Annotated in this window: 21 protein-coding genes and 1 tRNA gene; 9 read left to right on the plus strand and 13 right to left on the minus strand. The window is 70.3% G+C overall.

Features of this window, described 5'->3' with window-relative positions:
- Positions 1-16 precede the first annotated feature (16 nt).
- The 7 genes from AB0D34_RS04570 (at position 17) to AB0D34_RS04600 (ending at position 9,580) form a co-directional block, all read left to right on the plus strand.
- Positions 17-901 carry a DUF2797 domain-containing protein gene (locus tag AB0D34_RS04570; protein ID WP_362656312.1) on the plus strand — a complete coding sequence of 295 codons (885 nt, stop codon included), beginning with the start codon at positions 17-19 and terminating at the stop codon, positions 899-901.
- A 135-nt stretch (positions 902-1,036) separates the two neighbouring features.
- Positions 1,037-1,774, plus strand: a complete 738-nt coding sequence (locus tag AB0D34_RS04575) for a response regulator transcription factor (protein WP_362656315.1) — start codon at positions 1,037-1,039, stop codon at positions 1,772-1,774.
- Entirely contained in the window at positions 1,774-3,390 is a 1,617-nt protein-coding gene (locus AB0D34_RS04580; RefSeq protein WP_362656317.1) for a HAMP domain-containing sensor histidine kinase, read from the plus strand. Before AB0D34_RS04575 ends, AB0D34_RS04580 begins: the two co-directional genes overlap by 1 nt.
- Positions 3,391-3,404: 14 nt before the next feature.
- Entirely contained in the window at positions 3,405-4,913 is a 1,509-nt protein-coding gene (locus AB0D34_RS04585) for a bifunctional glycosyltransferase family 2/GtrA family protein (protein ID WP_362656320.1), read from the plus strand.
- Positions 4,913-7,135, plus strand: coding sequence for a glycosyltransferase family 39 protein (locus AB0D34_RS04590; protein WP_362656323.1), 2,223 nt, complete (start codon positions 4,913-4,915; stop codon positions 7,133-7,135). The genes AB0D34_RS04585 and AB0D34_RS04590 overlap by 1 nt, the downstream gene beginning before the upstream one ends.
- Before the next feature lie 116 nt (positions 7,136-7,251).
- Positions 7,252-8,733 carry an MFS transporter gene (locus AB0D34_RS04595; RefSeq protein ID WP_362656325.1) on the plus strand — a complete coding sequence of 494 codons (1,482 nt, stop codon included), beginning with the start codon at positions 7,252-7,254 and terminating at the stop codon, positions 8,731-8,733.
- Positions 8,734-8,818: 85 nt separating this feature from the next.
- Positions 8,819-9,580: a TetR/AcrR family transcriptional regulator C-terminal domain-containing protein gene (locus AB0D34_RS04600; protein WP_362656328.1), complete on the plus strand. Its 762-nt coding sequence runs from the start codon at positions 8,819-8,821 to the stop codon at positions 9,578-9,580.
- A gap of 18 nt (positions 9,581-9,598) precedes the next feature.
- On the opposite strand, the gene AB0D34_RS04605 is transcribed toward AB0D34_RS04600, so the two are convergent.
- From AB0D34_RS04605 to AB0D34_RS04625, 5 genes are all read right to left on the minus strand, one after another.
- A complete protein-coding gene (locus tag AB0D34_RS04605; RefSeq protein ID WP_362656331.1) occupies positions 9,599-10,072 on the minus strand; it encodes a PPOX class F420-dependent oxidoreductase in 474 nt (157 codons plus the stop codon).
- A 4-nt stretch (positions 10,073-10,076) separates the two neighbouring features.
- Positions 10,077-10,676, minus strand: coding sequence for a class I SAM-dependent methyltransferase (locus AB0D34_RS04610; protein ID WP_362656335.1), 600 nt, complete (start codon positions 10,674-10,676; stop codon positions 10,077-10,079).
- 35 nt (positions 10,677-10,711) lie between these two features.
- Positions 10,712-11,533: a YceI family protein gene (locus AB0D34_RS04615; protein WP_362656338.1), complete on the minus strand. Its 822-nt coding sequence runs from the start codon at positions 11,531-11,533 to the stop codon at positions 10,712-10,714.
- Positions 11,534-11,623: 90 nt separating this feature from the next.
- Positions 11,624-14,155 carry an MFS transporter gene (locus AB0D34_RS04620; protein WP_362656341.1) on the minus strand — a complete coding sequence of 844 codons (2,532 nt, stop codon included), beginning with the start codon at positions 14,153-14,155 and terminating at the stop codon, positions 11,624-11,626.
- A 13-nt stretch (positions 14,156-14,168) separates the two neighbouring features.
- Positions 14,169-14,687: a MarR family transcriptional regulator gene (locus tag AB0D34_RS04625; RefSeq protein ID WP_362656344.1), complete on the minus strand. Its 519-nt coding sequence runs from the start codon at positions 14,685-14,687 to the stop codon at positions 14,169-14,171.
- 194 nt (positions 14,688-14,881) lie between these two features.
- On the opposite strand from AB0D34_RS04625, the gene AB0D34_RS04630 reads away from it, so the two are divergent.
- Positions 14,882-15,088, plus strand: a complete 207-nt coding sequence (locus AB0D34_RS04630) for a hypothetical protein (protein ID WP_362656347.1) — start codon at positions 14,882-14,884, stop codon at positions 15,086-15,088.
- A gap of 625 nt (positions 15,089-15,713) precedes the next feature.
- Here the strand turns inward: AB0D34_RS04630 and AB0D34_RS04635 are convergent.
- From AB0D34_RS04635 to AB0D34_RS04670, 8 genes are all read right to left on the minus strand, one after another.
- A complete protein-coding gene (locus AB0D34_RS04635) occupies positions 15,714-16,598 on the minus strand; it encodes an RNA polymerase sigma factor SigF (protein ID WP_362656350.1) in 885 nt (294 codons plus the stop codon).
- Between the two features lie 328 nt (positions 16,599-16,926).
- A complete protein-coding gene (locus AB0D34_RS04640) occupies positions 16,927-17,790 on the minus strand; it encodes an RNA polymerase sigma factor SigF (protein ID WP_362656353.1) in 864 nt (287 codons plus the stop codon).
- Between the two features lie 157 nt (positions 17,791-17,947).
- Complete coding sequence (locus AB0D34_RS04645; protein WP_362656356.1) at positions 17,948-18,241, minus strand: Dabb family protein; 294 nt, start codon at positions 18,239-18,241, stop codon at positions 17,948-17,950.
- Between the two features lie 12 nt (positions 18,242-18,253).
- Positions 18,254-18,430, minus strand: a complete 177-nt coding sequence (locus tag AB0D34_RS04650) for a hypothetical protein (RefSeq protein WP_362656358.1) — start codon at positions 18,428-18,430, stop codon at positions 18,254-18,256.
- An 83-nt stretch (positions 18,431-18,513) separates the two neighbouring features.
- Positions 18,514-18,598, minus strand: a tRNA-Ser gene (locus tag AB0D34_RS04655).
- A 45-nt stretch (positions 18,599-18,643) separates the two neighbouring features.
- Positions 18,644-19,069: a tRNA adenosine(34) deaminase TadA gene (tadA, locus tag AB0D34_RS04660; protein ID WP_362656361.1), complete on the minus strand. Its 426-nt coding sequence runs from the start codon at positions 19,067-19,069 to the stop codon at positions 18,644-18,646.
- Positions 19,070-19,137: 68 nt separating this feature from the next.
- The gene (locus AB0D34_RS04665; RefSeq protein ID WP_362656651.1) at positions 19,138-19,677 is read right to left on the minus strand and encodes a hypothetical protein; all 540 of its coding nucleotides are present in this window, start codon (positions 19,675-19,677) and stop codon (positions 19,138-19,140) included.
- Positions 19,678-20,002: 325 nt separating this feature from the next.
- Complete coding sequence (locus AB0D34_RS04670; protein ID WP_362656364.1) at positions 20,003-20,230, minus strand: hypothetical protein; 228 nt, start codon at positions 20,228-20,230, stop codon at positions 20,003-20,005.
- 96 nt (positions 20,231-20,326) lie between these two features.
- Here AB0D34_RS04670 and upp point away from each other — a divergent pair, with 96 nt between their 5' ends.
- Positions 20,327-20,962, plus strand: a complete 636-nt coding sequence (gene upp / locus AB0D34_RS04675) for a uracil phosphoribosyltransferase (protein WP_362656367.1) — start codon at positions 20,327-20,329, stop codon at positions 20,960-20,962.
- Positions 20,963-21,058 lie beyond the last annotated feature (96 nt).

Genomic DNA, 21,058 nt, shown 5'->3' on the forward strand with positions numbered 1-21,058 from the left:
CCTACCCTCGTGAGAGATGGCACAGGGATGGAAGTGCTCGGGGTTGTCGTGGTCGGCGGACGGTCCCGTGCTGCGCTGGGACGGCGGGCGGCACAGTGCGCTGACCTGGGGGAAGCGGGTGGCCTTCGGGGTCGCGGAGGGGGGTGTGCGGATATGCGTGGGAGCGCGGGGGCATGCGTGTGCGGCGCGGGCCGCGGTGTCGGAGCGGAGCACGGGGGCGCGGTGCGAGGAGTGTGCGCGGCTGGACCGGGCGCACTCCGTGGCCGCGGACACCATCGCGGACGACCCCCGGCCCTACCGGGTATATCTGGCGTGGTTCGGGCCAGGGCTGGTCAAGGTCGGGATCACCGCGCACGAGCGCGGGTCCGCGCGGCTGCTGGAGCAGGGTGCCGTCTGCTTCAGCTGGCTGGGCACCGGCCCGCTCATGGCGGCGCGACGCACCGAGGAACTCCTGCGGGCGGCGCTCTCGGTGCCCGACCGCATTCCCTACGGCGACAAGCGGGCCGTACGGTCCCTGCTGCCCGCGTCGGCCACCGACCGGGCCGCCGAGATCGCCGAACTGCACGCGCGGGCGGTGGTGCTGGGCGGCTGGCCCGACTCCCTGGAGCGCGCGCCGTACGAACCGGTCGACCACGTCGGGGTCTTCGGCCTCGCCGGGCTGCCCACCGCCGTCGGTGAGGTGAGCCGGCTCGTCGCGGGCGGCACCGTCGGGGGCCGGCTGCTCGCGGCCGCCGGGCCCGACCTGCACCTGCTGGCGGAGGGCAAGGGGGTCGTCGTACTGGACACACGGCTGATGACGGGGTGGGAGCTGGTCCCGGTCACCGGAGCGGACAACGCGGAGAACACCGTGCCGATACGGGAGTTCAAGGAGGCGGCGGGGGTTCAGGACGGGTTGTTCTGACGGGGGAGGCTGCGCTGTGCCGGTCACCGAACAAGGGATTCCCCAGGCGTTCCCTGAGAGCTGCCTGTGTGTTTCTCAGGAAAATCACAGATTCCCGAAAGGGTGTTCTCAGGGGCCCCCGACAGGGTGTTCACCATGACCACGACCTCGCCCCAGGGGCGCACCGAACTGCTGAGGCCGGACGGGAGCCCCGTCCGAGTGCTTGTGGTGGACGACGAGTTGTCGATCACCGAACTGCTGTCCATGGCCCTGCGCTATGAGGGCTGGCAGATCCGGAGTGCGGGAGACGGCACGGGTGCCGTGCAGACCGCGCGGGAGTTCCGGCCCGACGCCGTCGTTCTCGACATGATGCTGCCCGACATGGACGGCCTGACCGTCCTCGGGCGCCTCCGCCGCGAGCTGCCCGATGTGCCGGTGCTGTTCCTGACCGCGAAGGACGCGGTCGAGGACCGTATCGCCGGGCTCACCGCCGGTGGCGACGACTACGTCACCAAGCCGTTCAGCCTCGAAGAGGTCGTGGCGCGGCTGCGCGGGCTCATCCGCCGCTCCGGTGCGGCCGACCGCCGCAGCGAGTCCGTGCTGGTCGTCGGTGACCTCACCCTCGACGAGGACAGCCACGAGGTCTCGCGGGCCGGGGAGAACATCCACCTCACCGCGACGGAGTTCGAACTCCTGCGCTTCCTCATGCGGAATCCCCGGCGGGTCCTCAGCAAGGCGCAGATCCTCGACCGGGTGTGGTCGTACGACTTCGGCGGCCAGGCCAACGTCGTCGAGCTCTACATCTCCTACCTGCGCCGCAAGATCGACGCGGGACGTGAGCCGATGATCCACACCCGGCGTGGCGCCGGTTACCTCATCAAGCCCGCCGCCTGATGAGCGGGCGACGACGGCCGCGCAAGCAGAAGCGTGCGGGTAAGCCGCGTACCCTGCGGACGCGGCTCGTCGTCGCGTCCGTGGTGCTGATCGCCGTGGTCTGCTCGGTGATCGGCACGGTGACCACACTGGCGTTGCGGTCCCATCTGTACGAACAGCTGAGCGGCAAGCTGAACGAGACCTCGTCGCGTGCCGCGCCGCGCGACTTCCCGCTCGGGAAGCCCGGCAGCGGCAAGAACGGCGAGTTCGGCGGGCAGGGCATTCAGCCGAACACCCCCGCCAAGTTGGCCACCGGCCCGGGGCCTGACGGCACGATCGCGGCCAAGGTGGAGAAGGGCAAGATCACTGACGCCAAGCGCGGAGTGAAGTCCGACTCCGACCAGAACTTCGCGATGAACGCCGAGAGCCTCACGGCCGCCCAGATCAAGGCGCTGAACGCCGTCCCCAAGGACGGCAAGCAGCACAAGGTCGAGCTGCCCGGCATCGGTGACTACCTCGTCCGGTACTCCAGCAACGACACCTCCGCCTATTACGTTGCCCTCCCCACCAAGGACGTCGACGCCACCATCGACACCCTGATCCTCGTGGAGATCAGCGTCACCGCAGCCGGCCTCGGCGCAGCCGTCATCGCCGGCTATGTGCTCGTCGGCGTCGCCACCCGCCCCCTGCGCCGGGTCGCCAACACCGCCACCCGGGTCTCCGAACTGCCGCTCCACACCGGCGAGGTGAATCTCAGCGAGCGGGTGCCCGAGTCGCAGTGCGATCCGCACACCGAGGTCGGCCAGGTCGGCTCCGCGCTCAACAGGATGCTGAACCACGTCCACGGAGCCCTGCACGCACGCCAGCAGAGCGAGATGCGGGTGCGTCAGTTCGTGGCCGACGCGAGTCACGAACTGCGGACACCGCTCGCCTCGATCCGCGGGTACGCCGAGCTGACCAGGCGCGGCAGGGAAGAGGTCGGCCCCGACACCCGGCACGCTCTCGGCCGTATCGAGTCCGAGGCGGGCCGTATGACGTTGCTCGTGGAGGACCTGCTGCTGCTCGCGCGCCTGGACGCCGGGAGGCCGCTCCAGTTCGAGCAGACCGACCTGATCCCGCTCGTCGTGGACACCATCAGCGACGCCCGCGCGGCCGGCATGGACCACAACTGGCGCCTGGACCTGCCCGACGAACCCGCCCTCGTCTCCGGTGACGCGGCCCGTCTCCAGCAGGTGCTCATCAACCTGCTCGGCAACGCCCGCAAACACACTCCGGAGGGGACGACCGTCACCGCACGCGTGCAGCGGCGCGGCCCCTGGATGTGCGTGGACGTCGAGGACAACGGCCAGGGCATCCCGTCCGAGCTGCTCCCGCACGTCTTCGAACGGTTCGCGCGCGGCGACTCCTCACGCTCCCGTGCCTCCGGTTCGACCGGCCTCGGCCTCGCCATCGTGCAGGCCGTAGCGACCGCGCACGGCGGTGCCGTGACGGTGGACAGCGTTCCCGGCCGAACCGTGTTCACCATGCACCTGCCCGCCGTCGGTCCCGTGACCCCGCACCCGGCGCCCGAAACGAACTGGCAATCGCACTCACAGGCACAGCACAGCGCCGCCATATGGGCGCAACAGGGGGCCTGACCAGAGTCGTTGGCATGCGAACCGACTCTTCTCCCGGCACCCTGCCGGCGCGGGAGCACCTCCCGGCCGGCGACGCCGGTACGCCTGTCCTGGACGTAGTGATCCCCGTCTACAACGAGGAGAAGGACCTCCAGCCGTGTGTGCTGAGACTGCACGAGCACCTCAAGCACACGTTCCCGTACGCGTTCCGCATCACCATCGCGGACAACGCGTCGACGGACACCACCCCCCTGGTGTCGCAGCGGCTGGAGGCGGAGATCCCGGAGGTCAGGGCCTTCCGGCTGGAGCAGAAGGGCCGCGGCCGGGCCCTCAGGACCGTCTGGTCCGCCTCGGACGCCCCGATCCTCGCCTACATGGACGTGGACCTGTCCACCGACCTCAACGCCCTGCTCCCGCTGGTGGCCCCGCTCATCTCGGGCCACTCCGACCTGGCGATCGGCTCCCGGCTCGCCCGCAGCTCGCGGGTGGTGCGCGGCACCAAGCGCGAGTTCATCAGCCGCGCCTACAACCTCATCCTGCGCGGCTCGCTCCAGGCCCGCTTCTCCGACGCGCAGTGCGGCTTCAAGGCCATCCGGCGTGACGTGGCGCAGGTCCTGCTGCCGCTCGTCGAGGACACCGGCTGGTTCTTCGACACCGAGCTGCTGGTCATCGCCGAGCGCGCGGGACTCCGTATCCACGAAGTGCCCGTCGACTGGGTCGACGACCCGAACTCCACCGTCCACATCGTCAAGACGGCGACCGACGACCTGAAGGGGGTGTGGCGCGTGGGCAAGGCCCTCGCCACCGGCGCGCTGCCGTTGGACCGGATCGCCCGCCCGTTCGGCGACGACCCGCGCGACCGGGATGTGCAGGACGTGCCGAAGGGGCTGGCCCGCCAGCTCGTCGGGTTCTGTGTCGTCGGCGGTCTGTCGACCCTCTTCTACCTGGTGCTCTACAGCGTCTTCCGCCAGTTCGGCGGCTCGCAGATCGCCAACGCGCTGGCCCTGCTGGTCTCGGCGGTCGCCAACACCGCCGCCAACCGACGGCTGACCTTCGGGGTGCGCGGGCGGGGCGGCGCCGTCCGACACCAGGCGCAGGGTCTGGTCGTCTTCGGTATCGGCCTCGCGCTGACCAGCGGCTCCCTCGCCGCTCTCGACGCGGCCAGCAGCAACCCGTCGCACTCCACCGAACTGGCGGTCCTGATCGCCGCCAACCTCGCGGCGACCGTGCTGCGCTTCCTGCTCTTCAGGGCCTGGGTGTTCCCCGACCGCGACGAGGACCAGCCCGGGTCCACGGTGGTCGCCGGCCACAACCCGGCGTCGCCGGCCTACGCCCCCCAGCAGCTCCCCACGGCACAGACCTACCCCGCGCTGCCCCAGCGCCCGACGGCGAACCAGTTCGCCACGGCGCCGCGCGGCCCGCAGTCCCCGTACGACACGACCGAGTTCCGCGCCGGTGAAGCCGCGGAGCAGCGCTCCTGGAAGGACGTCACCATGCGGCTCGACCCGGTGCGCCCGACCGACACCGACCCGAGGAACTCCTGATGACCACGCAGACCGACCAGCCGACCCAGCAGGGTTCCGGGTGGGGTCCGGCGGTGACCGTGACGGACCCGCAGGAACCCGTCGCTCCCCCGGCCCCCGAGTCCGGTGAACCCCAGCAGCCCTTCGTACGCAGACTGTGGCGCGGCCGCCCCGAGGACCCCCGCTGGGCGCGCCCGGCCTTCTGGGGCCTGCTGCTCGCCACCGCCGCGCTCTACTTCTACAACCTGAGCGCCTCCGGCTACGCCAACTCCTTCTACTCGGCGGCCGTCCAGGCCGGCACCAAGAGCTGGAAGGCGATGTTCTTCGGCTCGCTCGACGCGGGCAACGCCATCACCGTCGACAAGCCCTCGGCCTTCATGTGGCCGATGGAGATCGCGGCCCGGATCCTCGGCCTGAACTCGTGGACGATCCTCGGTCCCGAGGTCCTCATGGGCGTCGGCACCGTCGCGGTCGTGTACGCCTCCGTGCGCCGCCGGTTCAGCCCCGCGGCCGGTCTGATCGCGGGCGCCGTGCTCGCGCTCACCCCCGTCGCGGCGCTGATGTTCCGGTTCAACAACCCGGACGCGATGCTGGCCCTGCTGATGGCGCTGGCCTGCTACTTCGTCGTCCGCGCGGTCGAGGACGGCAGGACGAAGTGGCTGGTGTGGGCGGGCGTGGCGATCGGCTTCGCCTTTCTCGCCAAGACCCTCCAGGCCTTCCTGATCCTGCCGTCGCTGGCGATCGTGTACGCGGTCGTCGCGCCGGTCTCCCTGAAGAAGCGCTTCGGTCAACTGGTCGCCGCCACCCTCGCGCTGGTCGTCTCCGGCGGCTGGTGGGTCGCGATCGTCGAGCTGTGGCCCGCCTCCTCCCGTCCCTACGTCGGCGGCTCGCAGAACAACTCCTTCCTGGAGCTGACCTTCGGCTACAACGGACTCGGCCGTTTGAACGGCGAGGAGACCGGCTCGGTCGGCGGTGGCGGCGGCACCGGCGGCAACTGGGGTGAGACCGGCTGGAACCGGATGTTCAACTCCGAGATCGGCAGCCAGATCTCCTGGCTGCTGCCGGCCGCGCTGATCCTGCTGGTCGCGGGCCTGGTGGCGACCCGGAAGCTCAAGCGGACCTCGGTGACCCGGGCGTCGTTCCTGGTGTGGGGCGGCTCGCTGCTGATCACCCTGGTGGTCTTCAGCTTCATGGCGGGCATCTTCCACCAGTACTACACGATCGCCCTCGCCCCCTACATCGCGGCCGTAGTCGGCATGGGCGCGGGCATCCTCTGGGACAAGCGCGCCGAGACGTGGGCCTCGCTCACCCTCGCGGCCGCGGTCGTGGCGGGCTCGGCCTGGGGCTACGTCCTCCTCAACCGCACCCCGGACTACCTGCCCTGGCTGAAGTGGCTGGTGCTCATCGGCGGCCTGGTCGCGGCGCTCGGTCTGGTCTTCGTGGCCAGGCTCGGCCGGCAGCTCGCGCTCGGCGCGGCGGCCCTGGGCATCATGGCGGCGCTGGCCGGTCCGACGGCGTACACGCTGAGCACGGTGAACTCCGCGCACACCGGCTCCATCCCGACGGCAGGTCCGGCGGGCGCGAGCCAGATGGGCTTCGGTGGCGGTGGCCGGGGCGGCTTCGGCGGCGGCCCCGGCGGCCAGACCCAGCAGAACGGCAACGGCAACACCCAGGGCCAGCAGGGCCAGGGCCAGGGCCGGCAGGGCCAGGGCTTCCCGGGCGGCGGTACCGGCGGAACCGGTGGCTTCGGCGGCGGCATGCCCGGCCAGAACGGCAACTCCCAGGGCAACGGCACCACCCGGAACCAGCAGGGAGGTGTGCCCGGCGGCACGGGTGAACGCGGCGGCATGGGCGGTGGCGGCGGTATCGGCGGCCTGCTCAACGGTGCCAGCGTCTCCTCCGAGGCCAAGAAGCTGCTGGCGGCCGACGCCGACGACTACACCTGGGCGGCGGCCGCGATCGGCGCCCAGAACGCCGCGAGCTACCAGCTCGCCACGGACGAGTCCGTGATGGCGATCGGCGGCTTCAACGGCACCGACCCGTCCCCGACGCTGGCCCAGTTCAAGAAGTACGTGGCGGACGGCAGGATCCACTACTTCATCTCCAGCGGCACCGGCGGCGGCATGGGCCGCAGCAGCAGTGGTACGTCCTCGCAGATCACCTCCTGGGTCGAGGCCAACTTCAAGAAGGTGACGGTCGGTTCGGCCACCTTCTACGACCTGACCCAGAAGGCGAGCAGCTGACGGTTCTCCAGGAGAAGGGCGGTGACATCGGTCGCCGCCCTTCTCGCATGTCCACGGCCCGCTACGGCGAGAACCCGCGTTGTACAGCGTATGGGAACTGTTCTACGGTGTATGGCATGACCGCTCCCGCCCCCGCCACCGTCTCCCAGGGCCACCCTCAGCGCTGGCTGATACTCGGCGTCATCTGCCTCGCCCAGCTGACCGTGCTGCTGGACAACACGATCCTGAACGTGGCGATCCCCTCGCTCACCAGTGAACTGGGCGCGGCCACCTCCGACATCCAGTGGATGATCAACGCGTACTCGCTGGTGCAGTCTGGGCTGCTGCTGACCGCGGGCAGCGCGGCCGACCGCTACGGCCGCAAGAAGATGCTGGCCGCCGGACTGGTGCTGTTCGGAGTGGGCTCACTGGTCGCCGGCCTCGCCGACTCCACCGCCCAACTGATCGCGGCGCGGGCCGGGATGGGCATCGGCGGAGCGCTGCTGATGACGACCACGCTCGCCGTGGCGATGCAGATCTTCTCGCCCGCCGAGCAGCCGAGGGCGATCGGCATCTGGGCGGCGGTGAACTCCCTGGGCTTCGCGACCGGACCCCTCATCGGCGGCTTCATGCTGAACCACTTCTGGTGGGGCGCGATCTTCCTGATCAACCTGCCGGTAGCCGCCCTCGCCCTGGTCGCGGTCCTGATCCTGGTCCCCGAGTCGAAGAACCCGCGCGGCGACCGCCCCGACCTGCTCGGCGCCCTGCTCTCCACCATCGGCATGGCTTCCCTGGTGTTCGCGATCATCTCCGGCCCCGAACACGGCTGGACCTCGGGCCGGGTCCTGGTCCCGGCGGCCGTCGCGGCCGTGGTGCTGGCCGGCTTCGCGTACTGGGAGAGCCGGATCCCGTATCCCATGCTCGACATGCACTTCTTCCGCGACCGCCGGTTCACGGGAGCGGTCGCCGGGGCGGTCCTGATCACCTTCGGGATGGGCGGCTCGCTCTTCCTGCTCACCCAGCACATGCAGTTCGTCCTCGGATACGGCCCCCTGGAGGCGGGGCTGCGGACGGCACCGCTCGCGCTGATGATCGTGGCCCTGAACTTCACGGGCCTGTCGGCGAAGTGGTCGACGCGGCTCGGGACACCGCTGTCCATCGGGCTGGGCATGGCGGTGATGGCCGCGGGCCTCCTCTCCATCGCCACGCTCACCGACCACGGGTATCCGGGCACGCTCCTCGGGCTGGTGCTCATCGGCGCGGGAGCCGCGGTCGCGAGCCCCGCGATGGCCCACGCGATCATGAGCGCGATCCCGCCGGAGAAGGCCGGGGTCGGGGCGGGGATCAACGGCACGGTGGCGGAGTTCGGGCAGGGGCTCGGCGTCGCGGTCCTGGGCGCGGTGCTGAACGCACGGTTCGCGGCGGGGATTTCGGTGGCCGCGGTGTCCCTGCCGGGGGCGTTGGCGGAGGCGGGGTCGGGGGCGGAGAGGGCGCGGATCACCGACGCGTTCGCCTCCGGCCTGGAGAGCAGTCAGTTGGTGGGGGCGGTGGCTGTGTTGCTGGGCGGGGTGGTGGCGGGGGTGCTGTTGCGGCGGGCTGAGCGGGGGGAAGCCGCCTAGGAGCTCGCGCAGTTCCCCGCGCCCCTTCAGGTCGGTAGGCGCCTAGCATCTTTGCTAGTCAACGGATGTTCTCGAAAGGTGCGCCATGGCTAACGCAGGCCAGAAGGCCTCGGGTCGGACCAGTGTCTGGCTGGAGGGCAAGGTGCGCCGGGGCGGCCGGGGTGGTGGACAGCCCTCCGGGCTGGACCGTGAACGCATCACCCACGTCGCCGTCCGTCTCCTGGACGCCGATGGGCTGGCCAAGTTCTCCATGCGGCGGCTGGCCGCAGAGCTGAACGTGACCGCGATGTCCGTCTACTGGTACGTCGACACCAAGGACGACCTCCTCGAACTCGCCCTGGACGCCGCCTTCGGCGAACTGGAGCTGCCCGACCCGGAGGCCGACGAGGACTGGCGGGACCAGTTGCGCACGGTGGCCAGGGAGTACCGGGGCCTGCTGGTCCGGCACCCCTGGATCTCCCCGCTTGCGGGCACCTTCCTCAACATCGGCCCCAACTCCCTGGCGCTGTCCCGGATCGTGCACCGGGTCATCCGTAAAACCGGTCTGCCCGCGCACGGCATCACCGGCGCGATCTCCGCCGTCTTCCAGTTCGTCTACGGCTTCGGCACCATCGAGGGCCACTTCATCGCCCGCGCCACCCAGGCCGGCATGACCCAGGAGTCCTACTTCCGCCACGCCATGTCGGCAGCGACCCAGTCCCCCGGCGCCGCCGAGATCCTCAAGGAGAACGAGGAGATCATGACGGCGAGGGGCGGCGACACGGTGGAGGAAATGAGAGACAGGGACTTCAACTTCGCGCTGGAGCTACTGGTCAAAGGAATCGAGGCGATGGTGGAGCGCCCTTAGGGAGAGGCCCCCACCCCCCTAGGCGTCCGGCGAAGCCAACCGCGCGGGAAACCCACCGGTAGCCACAGGTCCCCACCGCTCCGGAGTGACCCGAATGATCGACTTCCCCTGCTTCACCATCGCCGCCCGGTACTCGTCCCAGTCAGGGTGCTCCCCGGAGATGTTCCGGAAGTACTCCACCAACGGCTCCACGGACTCCGGCGAGTCGATGACCTCCGCGGTCCCGTCGACCTGCACCCACGGCCCGTTCCAGTCATCGCTCAGCACAACGAGACTCACCTGAGCGTCCCGCTTCGCGTTCCGCGTCTTCGCCCGCTCGGGATACGTCGACACGACGATCCGCCCCGAGTCGTCCACCCCACAGGTGAGCGGAGAGGCCTGCGGCGACCCGTCCCCCCGCCGCGTCAACAGGATCGCCCGGTGCCGGGGCCGTACGAAGTCCAGCAGCTCGTCGAGAGAGACGGACGTATTGCTCGCGATGTTCGGTGCCATGGAATCAGCCTAGTTGGAGCGCGATGGAGTTCCACCGAACGGCGTCCCGCCCGAGCCGGTCCGCACCCTCGTCCACGATCCGCAGCAGCTTCAGCCCTGCCTCCACCCCGTGCCCCGCGACCTCCTCCGGAGGGATGTCGAACATCCGCCGATCCGCCGGAGGCTCACCGCGCCGCAGTGTGATCAGCAGGATGCCGCCCGGCGCGAGCAGCCCGGCAAGCCGCCGCATGGCGACACGCCGCTCCTCCGGAAGCAGATGCATCCACACCGCGGACAGCAGGACGACGTCGTACGTCCCCTGCACGCCGGGTATCTCCGGAAGCGCCCCCGCCCGCCACCTCACCCCGCTGCCGGGATGCAGCCGCTCGGCCACCCGCCGAAGCTCCGCCACCGGCTCCACCGCGTCGACCCGGAACCCCCGCCCGGCCAGCGCGGCCGCGTCCCGGCCCGTCCCCGCGCCGACGTCCAGCACCCGCGCGGGCGGGTCAGGCAACAGGTCCAGCAGCGCCTCGTGCACCACCTCGAACGAGACGCTCTCGTACACCCTCCCCAGCCGCTCCGCCGACTCGGCGTAGTAGCCCTGCACCCCCGTGATCGGCTCCATGCCCCAAACCGTACGACCCACCACTGACAACGGCCTCAGACCTGCGGCAACGACTCCCCCTGTACCGCCTGTACACCGAGTTCGACCTTGAGTGTCGTCCCGATCGCCGCGATCCCCGCCTGCACCACCTGGTTGTAGTTCATGGCGAAGTCCTCCCGCCGCAGCTGGGTGGTCGCGCTGAAGGCGGCCCGCGTCCCGCCCCAGGGGTCGGCGCCGGTGCCGAGGTAGGCGAGGTCCAGATCGACCGGCCGTACGACACCGCGCATAGCCAGCTCGCCCCGCATGGTCCACCGGTCCGTACCGGCCGCCGTGAGGCCCGTCGACCGGTAGGTGATCTCCGGATACCGCTCGACGTCCAGGAAGTCCGCCGACCTCAGGTGCTCGTCCCGCATCGCGTTCCCCGTGTCGATGGACGCGGCCCGGATCACCGCCTCCACCCGGGACTTGGTCACGTCGTCCGGTGCGACCTCGATCGCCGCGGTGAAGTCCGTGAACCGGCCGTGCACGCTGGAGATCCCCAGGTGCTGCGCGACCGCGCCCACGCTGGAGTGGGCCGGGTCCACTGTCCACGGCCCGGGCGGCGGGAGTTCCGCCCCGCCGATGCGGGCCAGCGTGACCGTGCCGACCTCGGCCCGCCCGCTCGCCGTGACGATCGCGCTCGACGCGGCGGGCGCGTACCCGACGGCCGTGACGATGACGGTGTACGGCCCCGGCTCCAGCGGAGTCCCGTCCCGTACGGCCCCCTCCGCGTCCGCCTCCGCGCGCAGCACCTGCGTCCCGGTCATGTCGGTCACCGTGACGACCCCGTGCGACACGGCCCATCCGTCCCGGGTCCGAATCCTCGCGCTCAGTCCCATTTCACGTAACTCCTCAAAAGAAGACCGGCCCGTGGCAGGCGCGCACCTCCGCTCGGAGCGCGCTCCCTGCCACGGGCCGGAGTGGGTGAACTACTCGCCGGGGTGGGCGAGTTCGATGTCGTGGCCGTCGACCGCGGGGCCGCTGACCGTCAGGGCCGTGGCCTGCGGCGGGTAACCCGTGGCGATGACCGTGTACTCGCCGCCGTCCAGGTCGGTGAAGGCGTACGCCCCGTCCGTCCCGGTGGTGGCGGTACCGACCACGTTGCCGGCCGCGTCCACGAGAGTGACCCGCGCATCCGCCAGCGGACCGTGCGGCGCCCGTACGACACCCTGGAGGCGGGCGCCCGAGTCGAGGTCCACCTCGATCCGGGTGACGCCGGTGCCGCCGACCTCGACGGGCAGGGCGCGCGGCCGGAACCCGGCGGCGTTCACCGCGACGGTCACGGTGCCCGGCACCAGCTCGCCGAAGGCGAACTCGCCCTGCTCACCGGTGGTCCCGGTGGCCAGCAGATCACCCCGCACATCGGTGACGATCACCATGGCGTCCTTGACCGGCTCCCCGCTCACCGCGGCCCGCACGAGCCCGTTGAGCCCGCTGGTGCCGCTGAGGAGGACGTCGTACGCCACCGGCTCACCGCTCACGAGGACGGTGGACGCCTGCGGCTGGAACCCGTCCGCGGAGGCGATCAGGACGTACGACCCGACGCTCGGCGCCTCGACCGCGTAGGAACCGTCGGCCTGGGTGACCGACCGGCCCAGCTGCCGTCCCGCGAGCGAGATCAGCGTGACCGCGGCCTGCGGGACCGGCGCGCTCTCGTTGCCGCGGACGAACCCGCGGACCGGGATGCCGCCGGAGCCGGCCGGGGTCTCCTCGGGGCGGGTCAGGGTGGCGACGGCGGACAGCCGCTGGGTGCCGTCGGGGGCCGTCCCGGTGTCGGAGGAGACGGTCTCGGTGGCCGCCCAGCTCGGAGTGTGCGCGGCGGCCGCGGTCTCCACCGGAGCCTCGGCGGAAGCGGGAGCCTCCTCGGCAGCCGCCTGTGCCAGCGCGCCCTTGGTCTTCAGCGGGACCTCCTTGATGAACAGGGTGATCAGGAACGCGACGGCCGCGAGGGCGCCGGCGATCAGGAAGACGTCGGCGATGCCGTGGCCGTAGGCGCTCTCCATGAGCGTGCGCACCGGGGCGGGCAGCTTGCCCAGGTCCGGGATGGTGTCGGTGGAGGAGCCGGAACCGGCCAGGGCGGCCTGGTACTTGGGGTCGAGCGCGGCGATGCCGTCCGACACGTAGTGCGTGATCCGGTGGGACATGACCGCGCCGAGCGCGGAGACGCCGACCGCACCGCCCAGGGACCGGAAGAAGGTGACCGTGGAGCTGGCCGAGCCGAGGTCGCTCGGGTCGACCTGGTTCTGCGTGCACAGCACCAGGTTCTGCATCATCATGCCGATGCCGAGACCCAGCAGGGCCATGAAGATCGACATCTTCCAGTAGTCCGTGTCGTACCGGATGGTGCCGAGCAGTCCGAGCCCGGCCGTGACCAGCACGCCACCGCTGACCAGCCACGCCTTCCAGCGCCCGGTGCGGGTGATGAACTGCCCGGAGACGGTGGAGGAGATGAAGAGCCCACCGATCATCGGGATCGTCATGACCCCGGACATGGTCGGGGACTTGTCACGGGCCAGCTGGAAGTACTGGCTGAAGAAGACCGTGCCGGTGAACATCGCGACACCGACGAACAGCGAGGCCAGCGACGCGAGCGTGATGGTGCGGTTGCGGAACAGCCGCAGCGGGATGATCGGCTCACTGGCCTTCGACTCGATCAGCACGAAGAGCAGACCGAGGACGATCGAACCACCGACCATCGCGTACGTCTGCCAGGAGATCCACTCGTACTTGTCACCGGCGAAGGTGACCCAGACCAGCAGCAGCGAGACGGCGGCGGCGATGAAGAACGCGCCGGACCAGTCGACCTTGACGTCCCGCTTCACGACCGGCAGGTGCAGGGTCTTCTGCAGCACGATCAGCGCGATGACGGCGAAGGGCACGCCGACGTAGAAGCACCAGCGCCAGCCCAGCCAGCTCGTGTCGGTGATGACACCGCCGAGCAGCGGGCCGCCGACGGTGGCGACGGCGAAGGTCGCGCCGAGGTAGCCGGAGTAACGGCCACGCTCACGCGGGGAGATCATCGCCGCCATGACGATCTGGGCGAGGGCCGACAGACCGCCGACGCCGATGCCCTGGACGACACGGCAGGCGATGAGCATGCCGGCGTTCTGCGAGAGCCCGGCGGCCGCCGAACCCAGCACATAAATGACGAGGGCTATCTGGACGAGCGCCTTCTTGCTGTACAGGTCGGCGAGCTTGCCCCACAAGGGAGTGGCCGCGGTCATCGACAGCAGGGCGGCGGTGACGACCCAGGTGTAGGCGGACTGGCCGCCGCCGAGGTCGCTGATGATGTGCGGGAGCGCGTTGGTGACGATCGTGGACGACAGGATCGCCACGAACATGCCGAGCAGCAGGCCGGAGATGGCCTCCATGATCTGCCGGTGCGTCATCGGGGCGTACTCGGTGGAGCCTCCCCCGTGCTTGGCGTGAGCCCGCACACCGGCTGGTGTGGTCGTTGCCATGGGCTTCCTTCTCTTACGTGGTGGTCGCGGGTGTACGGGTGGTCTGTTCGCTTACGGGGGGTGCGGGGCCCGGTACCGGTGGCCGGGGTTCGGGGCCGTGGGCGCGGATGTCGTCGAAGCTCGCCCTGAGCCGGGCCATCAGCGCGGTCAGCTGGGCGACCTCCTCGTCGCTCCAGTCGCTCAGCCGTTCGGCGAGCATCCGGGAGGTGCGGCGGGAGAGCTGGTCGAGCAGGGCCCGGCCGGCCGGTGTCAGGCGCAGGATGCGTGAGCGTTTGTCCGCGGGGTCGGGGGAGCGCTCGATCCAGCCGCGCTCGGCGGCGTGCGCGACATGGCGGCTGGTGACGGACATGTCGACGGCGAGCAGCTCCGAGAGCTTGCTCATGCGCATGTCTCCGTGGCGCTCGATCAGGGTGAGCACGGCGGCGGAACCGGCGGGGCACCCGGACGGCATCATCCGCCCGACCTCCCGCTTCACGGCTCCGAAGGCGCTGAACTGGCGTATCAGCTCTTCGTATCGCGCCTGCTCGGCCATCACACCTCCCGCATTTGTTGCTTAGGGCAACCATAGATCCGTTGGTTGCTGCAGGCAAATAAACTCGGGTGGGTGCGGCACAAAAACTTGGCAAAGGCAAGTATTGCGAACGTAAACCTGCATGTGGAGCCCGGTGTTACCCCTGTGAGCCCCGCACTTGGGCCTCACGCCCTAGTTCGCTAGGGTCTCTGGGCATGGCTGACAACCAGGGCCCCCAGGGCAACTACGACCCCGCCGGCAGCACCCAGATGTTCCGCGCGTTCGTCGACGAGGGCCCCCAGGGCCGCCAGCAGCCGACCGCCCCGGCCGCCACCTCCGGCGGCCCGCGCATCGGCCTGATCATCGGCGTGGTGGTCGCGGTGGCGATCGTCGCGGCGGTGGCGTGGCTGGCGCTGAAGTAACGGGGCCGGGGCAGGGGCTGCCCGCCCTCGATCCGACGGCTGCTGTCGATGGGGTATTTGCTGGGTGGCGGAGATCGGCCGCTGCGGGCGGATACCCCGTCCCCTTCTCGCTGTACGCGGCGAACGACCAGGGGCGGCACGCGAGGCGGTAGACCGGCTCGTGGTGATGCGCGAGGCGGTAGACCGGCCCGTGGTGATGCGCGAGGCGGTAAACCGCTCGTGGTGATGCGCGAGGCGGTTGGCGGTCCCGTCGTGGCGCAGGCCGCCTGCAACTCCCCAGGGGCGCGGGGAACTGCGCGACCAGCCACTACGGACCCGCACTCGCCAGCCGTCGCAGGGAGGCACCTCGATAGGCGCTCGGCCCGGGCCCAGCGCACGCTGCCCGCGGGGAACTGCGCGACCAGCCACAACGGACCCGCACCCGCCAGCCGTCGCAGCGAGGCACCTCGATAGGCGCTCGGCCCGAGCCCAGCGCACGCTGCCCGCGTGACCAGCCACAACGGACCCGCACCCGCCAGTCGCCACAGCGAGGTAGCTCAATAGGCGCCCGGTCGGGGAACTGCGTGACCAGTCCGTACTGGCCCGCAGCCGCCCTACGACCTGACCCGGCAAGAAGGCCGCGCCCTCAGTCCGAGATGAGCCCTTCCCGCAGCTGGGCCAGCGTCCGCGTCAGCAGGCGCGAGACGTGCATCTGGGAGATGCCGACCTCCTCGCCGATCTGCGACTGGGTCATGTTGGCGAAGAAGCGCAGCATGATGATCTGCCGCTCACGGGGCGGGAGTTTGGCCAGCAGCGGCTTCAGCGACTCCCGGTACTCCACACCCTCCAGCGCCGTGTCCTCGTAGCCGAGGCGGTCCGCCAGGGACCCCTCGCCGCCGTCGTCCTCCGGAGCCGGGGAGTCCAGCGAGGACGCGGTGTACGCGTTGCCGACCGCGAGGCCGTCGACGACGTCCTCCTCGGACACGCCCAGCACGGAGGCGAGTTCGGCGACCGTCGGAGAGCGGTCCAGCTTCTGGGAGAGCTCGTCGCTGGCCTTGGTGAGGGCGAGACGCAGCTCCTGCAGGCGGCGCGGGACACGCACCGACCACGAGGTGTCGCGGAAGAACCGCTTGATCTCGCCGACCACCGTCGGCATCGCGAACGTCGGGAACTCCACGCCCCGTTCGCAGTCGAAGCGGTCGATCGCCTTGATCAGCCCGATGGTGCCGACCTGGACGATGTCCTCCATCGGCTCGTTGCGCGAGCGGAACCGGGCCGCCGCGTACCGCACCAGCGGGAGGTTGAGCTCGATGAGGGTGTCCCGAACATACGCGCGCTCGGGGCTGTTCTCGTCGAGTGCGGCGAGCCGCAGGAAGAGGGAGCGGGACAGGGTGCGGGTGTCGATGGCTCCGGATACGGCCGGGGGGGCCGGGGCCGGCGCGGCCTCGACAGCCGGGACGTCGTCGAGCGCGGGCGCAGCCTCGCTCTTCGTGAGCGTGAGCACCTTCGAGCTGCCCTGGTCTGCGGACATGCCACCCCCTTTGGGTCGCGGGACGGTCGCGGCGAACGTTCCGCGGATGGAACGTTCGCCTTCACCTGAATACCGGAGCCGAAGCCACGGCAAACGCGCTTCCCGCAGAATGTCACATGTCGGCAACACGCTGTAGTGACATGTCGACATGTGAGACTCGAATCCGCCCTGGATAAAGGGGGTCTGACGGTTTTTCGGCACAGAAGTGTCGGGAACGGCGCTGGTGAGCGATTCGCTCGCGCCGGTTACATCTCGATACTGCTTGCGAACTGCGGTGTTCCGGAGCGTGCGACCGTGCGCCCCTTATGCATCGGCTATCCGACGCCGCCTATGCGTCGATCCGATTGGCGGAGCGCAGCCGCTGGAAGCTACGCGCGAGTAGCCTCGAAACGTGCATCTGTGAGACACCGAGTTCCGCGCTGATTTGCGACTGGGTGAGGTTGCTGTAGTAGCGCAGGAGAAGGATTCTCTGCTCCCGCTCGGGGAGTTGGACCAGAAGGTGGCGGACCAGATCCCGGTGCTCCACGCCGTCCAGGGCGGGGTCCTCGTAGCCGAGCCGGTCCAGCAGGCCGGGCAGTCCGTCGCCCTCCTGCGCCGCCTCCAGCGAGGTGGCGTGGTACGACCGTCCGGCCTCGATGCAGGACAGCACCTCGTCCTCGGTGATGCGCAGCCGCTCGGCGATCTCGGCGGTCGTCGGGGTGCGTCCGAAGGCGGTCGTCAGATCCTCGGTGGCGCCGTTGACCTGCACCCACAGCTCGTGCAGCCGGCGCGGGACGTGGACCGTGCGGACGTTGTCGCGGAAGTACCGCTTGATCTCGCCGACGACGGTCGGCATCGCGAAGGTCGGGAACTGCACGCCGCGGTCCGGGTCGAAGCGGTCGATGGCGTTGATGAGTCCGATGGTGCCGACCTGGATCACGTCCTCCATCGGCTCGTTGCGGGAGCGGAAGCGGGCGGCCGCGTAGCGCACGAGCGGGAGGTTGGCCTCGATGAGCGCCGCCCGCACCCGGTTGTGCTCCGGCGTGCCCGGCTGGAGCCCCTTCAGCTGGCCGAAGAGCACCTGGGTGAGCGCCCGAGTGTCGGCGCCGCGGCTGCGGGGCGCGGCTGTCGCCGGTTCGGTGGCTTCCTGGGGAGGCGCAGTACTGGCCGACAAGGTCAACGCCACCTCTTCGTTGGTCAACTCATCCGTCAAAAGCGGTCATAGCATCACAAGACATGTGCACTGTGTGCAAGCACCGCATAACGTTGGGTTACGCCGTGTTGAGGGGCAAGTCGGGGCGTAGGGCGCGGAAAAGCCTCCCACTGTTCCCGGCGGGAGGCTTCGCAGTGACCGAGCTCGGTACGCGTAGTCAGTACGCGTAGTCCGCGATCACCCAGGTCGAGAACTCCTTCCACATCCCCACGCCCGCCTGGTGCTCGGGGTGCTCGACGTACGTCCGCAGCGCGGCCGCGTCCTCGAACCCGGAGTTGATGGCGAAGTCGTAGGCGATGGGGCGGTCGCTGAGGTTCCAGCCCAGCTCCCAGAAGCGGATCTCGGGGATCTTGCCCTCCAGCGCGCGGAAGGCCTCGACGCCCTCCACGACCCGTGGGTCGTCGCGCTCGACACCCTCGTTGAGTTTGAAGAGGACGAGGTGGCGGATCATCTGCGCTCCCAGCTAGTGCGCCCCGTCGGCGAGCCATGTGAAGAAGTCGCCCACGGCCTTGGCGGCGTCCGATATGCCCTGGAACCCTATCTCCACGTACTCGGCGGCCTTTTCCGGGTCCGTGATGATCACGTACAGGATGAAGACCACGAGCACATAGACGGCGATCCTCTTACCGTTCACCGCCACTGCGGCCTCCCGAGTCTCTTTTGCCCCAACGACCGCACATGATCGCACGAAGGGCCCCGCCTGACGACGGGGCCCTTCTGAAGCGGTAGCGGAGGGATTTGAACCCTCGGTGACTTGCGCCACACTCGCTTTCGAGGCGAGCTCCTTCGGCCGCTCGGACACGCTACCGAGGGAGACCTTACAGCAAGGTGGGGCGTGCTTTGAAATCGGTATTCAGCGGTCCCGGAAGAACTCCGTGAGGAGCCTGGCGCACTCGTCCGCGAGGACTCCCTCGATCACTTCGGGCCGGTGGTTGAGCCGCCGGTCGCGGACGACGTCCCACAGGGAGCCGGCCGCGCCCGCCTTCTCGTCCCGGGCGCCGTAGACGACCCGGTCCACCCGGGACTGGACGATCGCGCCCGCGCACATCGTGCAGGGTTCGAGGGTGACGACGAGCGTGCAGCCGGCCAGCCGCCACTCGCCGACCTCCGCGGCGGCCCGGCGGATCGCGAGGACCTCCGCGTGGGCCGTCGGATCGCCGGTGGCCTCGCGTTCGTTGTGACCGGCCGCGAGCACGGTCGTACCGTCCGGGGACAGGACGACGGCGCCCACGGGCACGTCCGCGCCGGCCTCGCCGGCCTGCTCCAGGGCGAGCCGCATCGCGGCCCGCCAGCGGTCGCGTACCGGGTCGGGGGTGCTTCCTTCCGGGGTTTGCGGGGTCGGTGCGGTCAGCGGACGGTCTCCAGGACCTCCGAGGCGCCCAGGGCCTCGGCGATCTCGGTGAGGGCGTCCTCCGACAGGGCCTTCAGCTCTTTCTCGCTGACGCCCAGGTCGTCGAGGACCGCGGGGTCGCCGACCGGACCGTGCGGCACGGCCTCGGCGGAGCCGCCGCCGCTCTCGGCGTCGTCGTCCTCCTCCCCGTCCTCACCGTCCTCGGTGCCGTCGAGGTCCAGGGACTCCAGGTCGGCTTCGTCGTCGCCGGGCTCCCTTCCGAGCAGTTCGTCGGTGAGCAGGATCTCGCCGTACGAGCTGCGGGAAGCGGCTGCGGCGTCGGAGACATAGATGCGAGGGTCTTCCTCGCCGTCGATGCGGACGACGCCGAACCAGGCGTCCTCCTGCTCGATCAGTACGAGCACCGTGTCGTCCTCGGCCGAGGCTTCCCGGGCGAGGTCGGCCAGATCCGACAGCGTCTCCACGTTGTCGAGGAGCTCTGTGTCGCTCGCTTCCCACCCGTCTTCGGTGCGCGCGAGCAGTGCGGCGAAGTACACCGTGACTCTCCCACTGGTCATAGGCGTGCCGGTTGGCGGTCCCCCCGGCGGAGGTTGCGGGCGGGGAGAGCTCGGCTCCAAGCCCCACCCACTCGGAATCGTGGCAGAAACAAGGCGTTCAGGGGACGTCTTCGGCACCCTGTGTCCGGTGGTTTTGATCGCACGTGCGTCGGCACGCCGGTGAAGGACTCACCAGCGCACTCGTTGCCGCCACGAGCGGGATCGTACGCGGCTTTCCCAAGGGCCTTCGCACGGCCACCTGTTCAGCGCACCGCCGGGGCGTCGTCCACCGCCGCCGAGGGCGGACCGGGACGCGTGATCCTGCCTACCAACGGAAGGTCCGCATGCGCATCGCATGGCGCAACCGGGCCGCCTTCGCACGGCGCGGCTGGACCCGGTCGCGCAGTTCTCGGGCCTCCGCCAGGTCGCGCAGGAACTGGGCGCGACGGCGGCGGCGCTCGGCTTCGGTCTCGCTCGGGTCCCGCGCGTCTCGTGCCGAGGGCTCCCTCGGTGACGGGTCCTGCTCGGGATTGCGCTCTGGCAGGTCAGGCATCGGTTCACCACCCCAGTCCGTCCCTCCCACCTTCCCCCGGGCGGGCGGTTTGACGCCAGCGCGAGCCGTGCGGTGGACCCGGCTACTGTTGTGGACATGCGTCTCCACGTCGTCGACCACCCCCTGGTCGCCCACAAGCTCACCACGCTGCGCGACCAGCGCACCGACTCCGCGACCTTCCGTCGTCTCGCCGACGAGCTGGTCACCCTTCTCGCCTACGAGGCCACGCGTGACGTGCGCACCGAGGCGGTCGACATCCGGACGCCGGTGGCCGCCACGACCGGCGTCAAGCTGTCCCACCCGCGGCCGCTGGTGGTGCCGATCCTGCGGGCCGGCCTCGGCATGCTGGACGGCATGGTCCGGCTGCTGCCGACCGCCGAGGTGGGTTTCCTCGGTATGATCCGCGACGAGGAGACGCTGCAGGCCACCACCTACGCCGCGCGTATGCCGGAGGACCTGTCGGGGCGCCAGGTGTACGTCCTCGACCCGATGCTGGCCACGGGCGGCACCCTGGTCGCGGCGATCCGGGAGCTCATCAAGCGCGGCGCGGACGACGTGACCGCGGTGGTGCTGCTGGCCGCGCCCGAGGGTGTGGAGATCATGGAGCGCGAGCTGGCGGGAACCCCGGTGACGGTGGTCACGGCAGCGGTCGACGACCACCTCAACGAACACGGCTACATCGTCCCGGGCCTCGGCGACGCGGGCGACCGGCTGTACGGCGCGGCGGAGTAGTCGCTGCGGGTTCGGTGGGGGGCGGGGTTGTCGTATGTCTGCGGGCCGGCGGGGGCTGGGCGCGCAGTTCCCCGCGCCCCTGGGTAGTTGCCGTCA

The sequence above is a fragment of the Streptomyces sp. NPDC048420 genome (assembly GCF_040651535.1).
Lineage (GTDB): Bacteria > Actinomycetota > Actinomycetes > Streptomycetales > Streptomycetaceae > Streptomyces.

Excerpts from the sequence above, each read along its gene's own strand:
- AB0D34_RS04670 (WP_362656364.1), bottom strand. The coding sequence starts at position 20,230 with ATGCCTGACCTGCCAGAGCGCAATCCCGAGCAGGACCCGTCACCGAGG.
- AB0D34_RS04605 (WP_362656331.1), bottom strand. The coding sequence starts at position 10,072 with ATGGCACCGAACATCGCGAGCAATACGTCCGTCTCTCTCGACGAGCTG.
- AB0D34_RS04615 (WP_362656338.1), bottom strand. The coding sequence starts at position 11,533 with ATGGGACTGAGCGCGAGGATTCGGACCCGGGACGGATGGGCCGTGTCG.
- AB0D34_RS04645 (WP_362656356.1), bottom strand. The coding sequence starts at position 18,241 with ATGATCCGCCACCTCGTCCTCTTCAAACTCAACGAGGGTGTCGAGCGC.
- AB0D34_RS04635 (WP_362656350.1), bottom strand. The coding sequence starts at position 16,598 with ATGTCCGCAGACCAGGGCAGCTCGAAGGTGCTCACGCTCACGAAGAGC.
- AB0D34_RS04620 (WP_362656341.1), bottom strand. The coding sequence starts at position 14,155 with ATGGCAACGACCACACCAGCCGGTGTGCGGGCTCACGCCAAGCACGGG.
- AB0D34_RS04585 (WP_362656320.1), top strand. The coding sequence starts at position 3,405 with ATGCGAACCGACTCTTCTCCCGGCACCCTGCCGGCGCGGGAGCACCTC.
- AB0D34_RS04625 (WP_362656344.1), bottom strand. The coding sequence starts at position 14,687 with ATGGCCGAGCAGGCGCGATACGAAGAGCTGATACGCCAGTTCAGCGCC.
- AB0D34_RS04610 (WP_362656335.1), bottom strand. The coding sequence starts at position 10,676 with ATGGAGCCGATCACGGGGGTGCAGGGCTACTACGCCGAGTCGGCGGAG.
- AB0D34_RS04580 (WP_362656317.1), top strand. The coding sequence starts at position 1,774 with ATGAGCGGGCGACGACGGCCGCGCAAGCAGAAGCGTGCGGGTAAGCCG.
- upp (WP_362656367.1), top strand. The coding sequence starts at position 20,327 with ATGCGTCTCCACGTCGTCGACCACCCCCTGGTCGCCCACAAGCTCACC.
- AB0D34_RS04575 (WP_362656315.1), top strand. The coding sequence starts at position 1,037 with ATGACCACGACCTCGCCCCAGGGGCGCACCGAACTGCTGAGGCCGGAC.
- AB0D34_RS04600 (WP_362656328.1), top strand. The coding sequence starts at position 8,819 with ATGGCTAACGCAGGCCAGAAGGCCTCGGGTCGGACCAGTGTCTGGCTG.
- AB0D34_RS04570 (WP_362656312.1), top strand. The coding sequence starts at position 17 with ATGGCACAGGGATGGAAGTGCTCGGGGTTGTCGTGGTCGGCGGACGGT.
- tadA (WP_362656361.1), bottom strand. The coding sequence starts at position 19,069 with ATGCGGCTCGCCCTGGAGCAGGCCGGCGAGGCCGGCGCGGACGTGCCC.
- AB0D34_RS04630 (WP_362656347.1), top strand. The coding sequence starts at position 14,882 with ATGGCTGACAACCAGGGCCCCCAGGGCAACTACGACCCCGCCGGCAGC.
- AB0D34_RS04590 (WP_362656323.1), top strand. The coding sequence starts at position 4,913 with ATGACCACGCAGACCGACCAGCCGACCCAGCAGGGTTCCGGGTGGGGT.
- AB0D34_RS04595 (WP_362656325.1), top strand. The coding sequence starts at position 7,252 with ATGACCGCTCCCGCCCCCGCCACCGTCTCCCAGGGCCACCCTCAGCGC.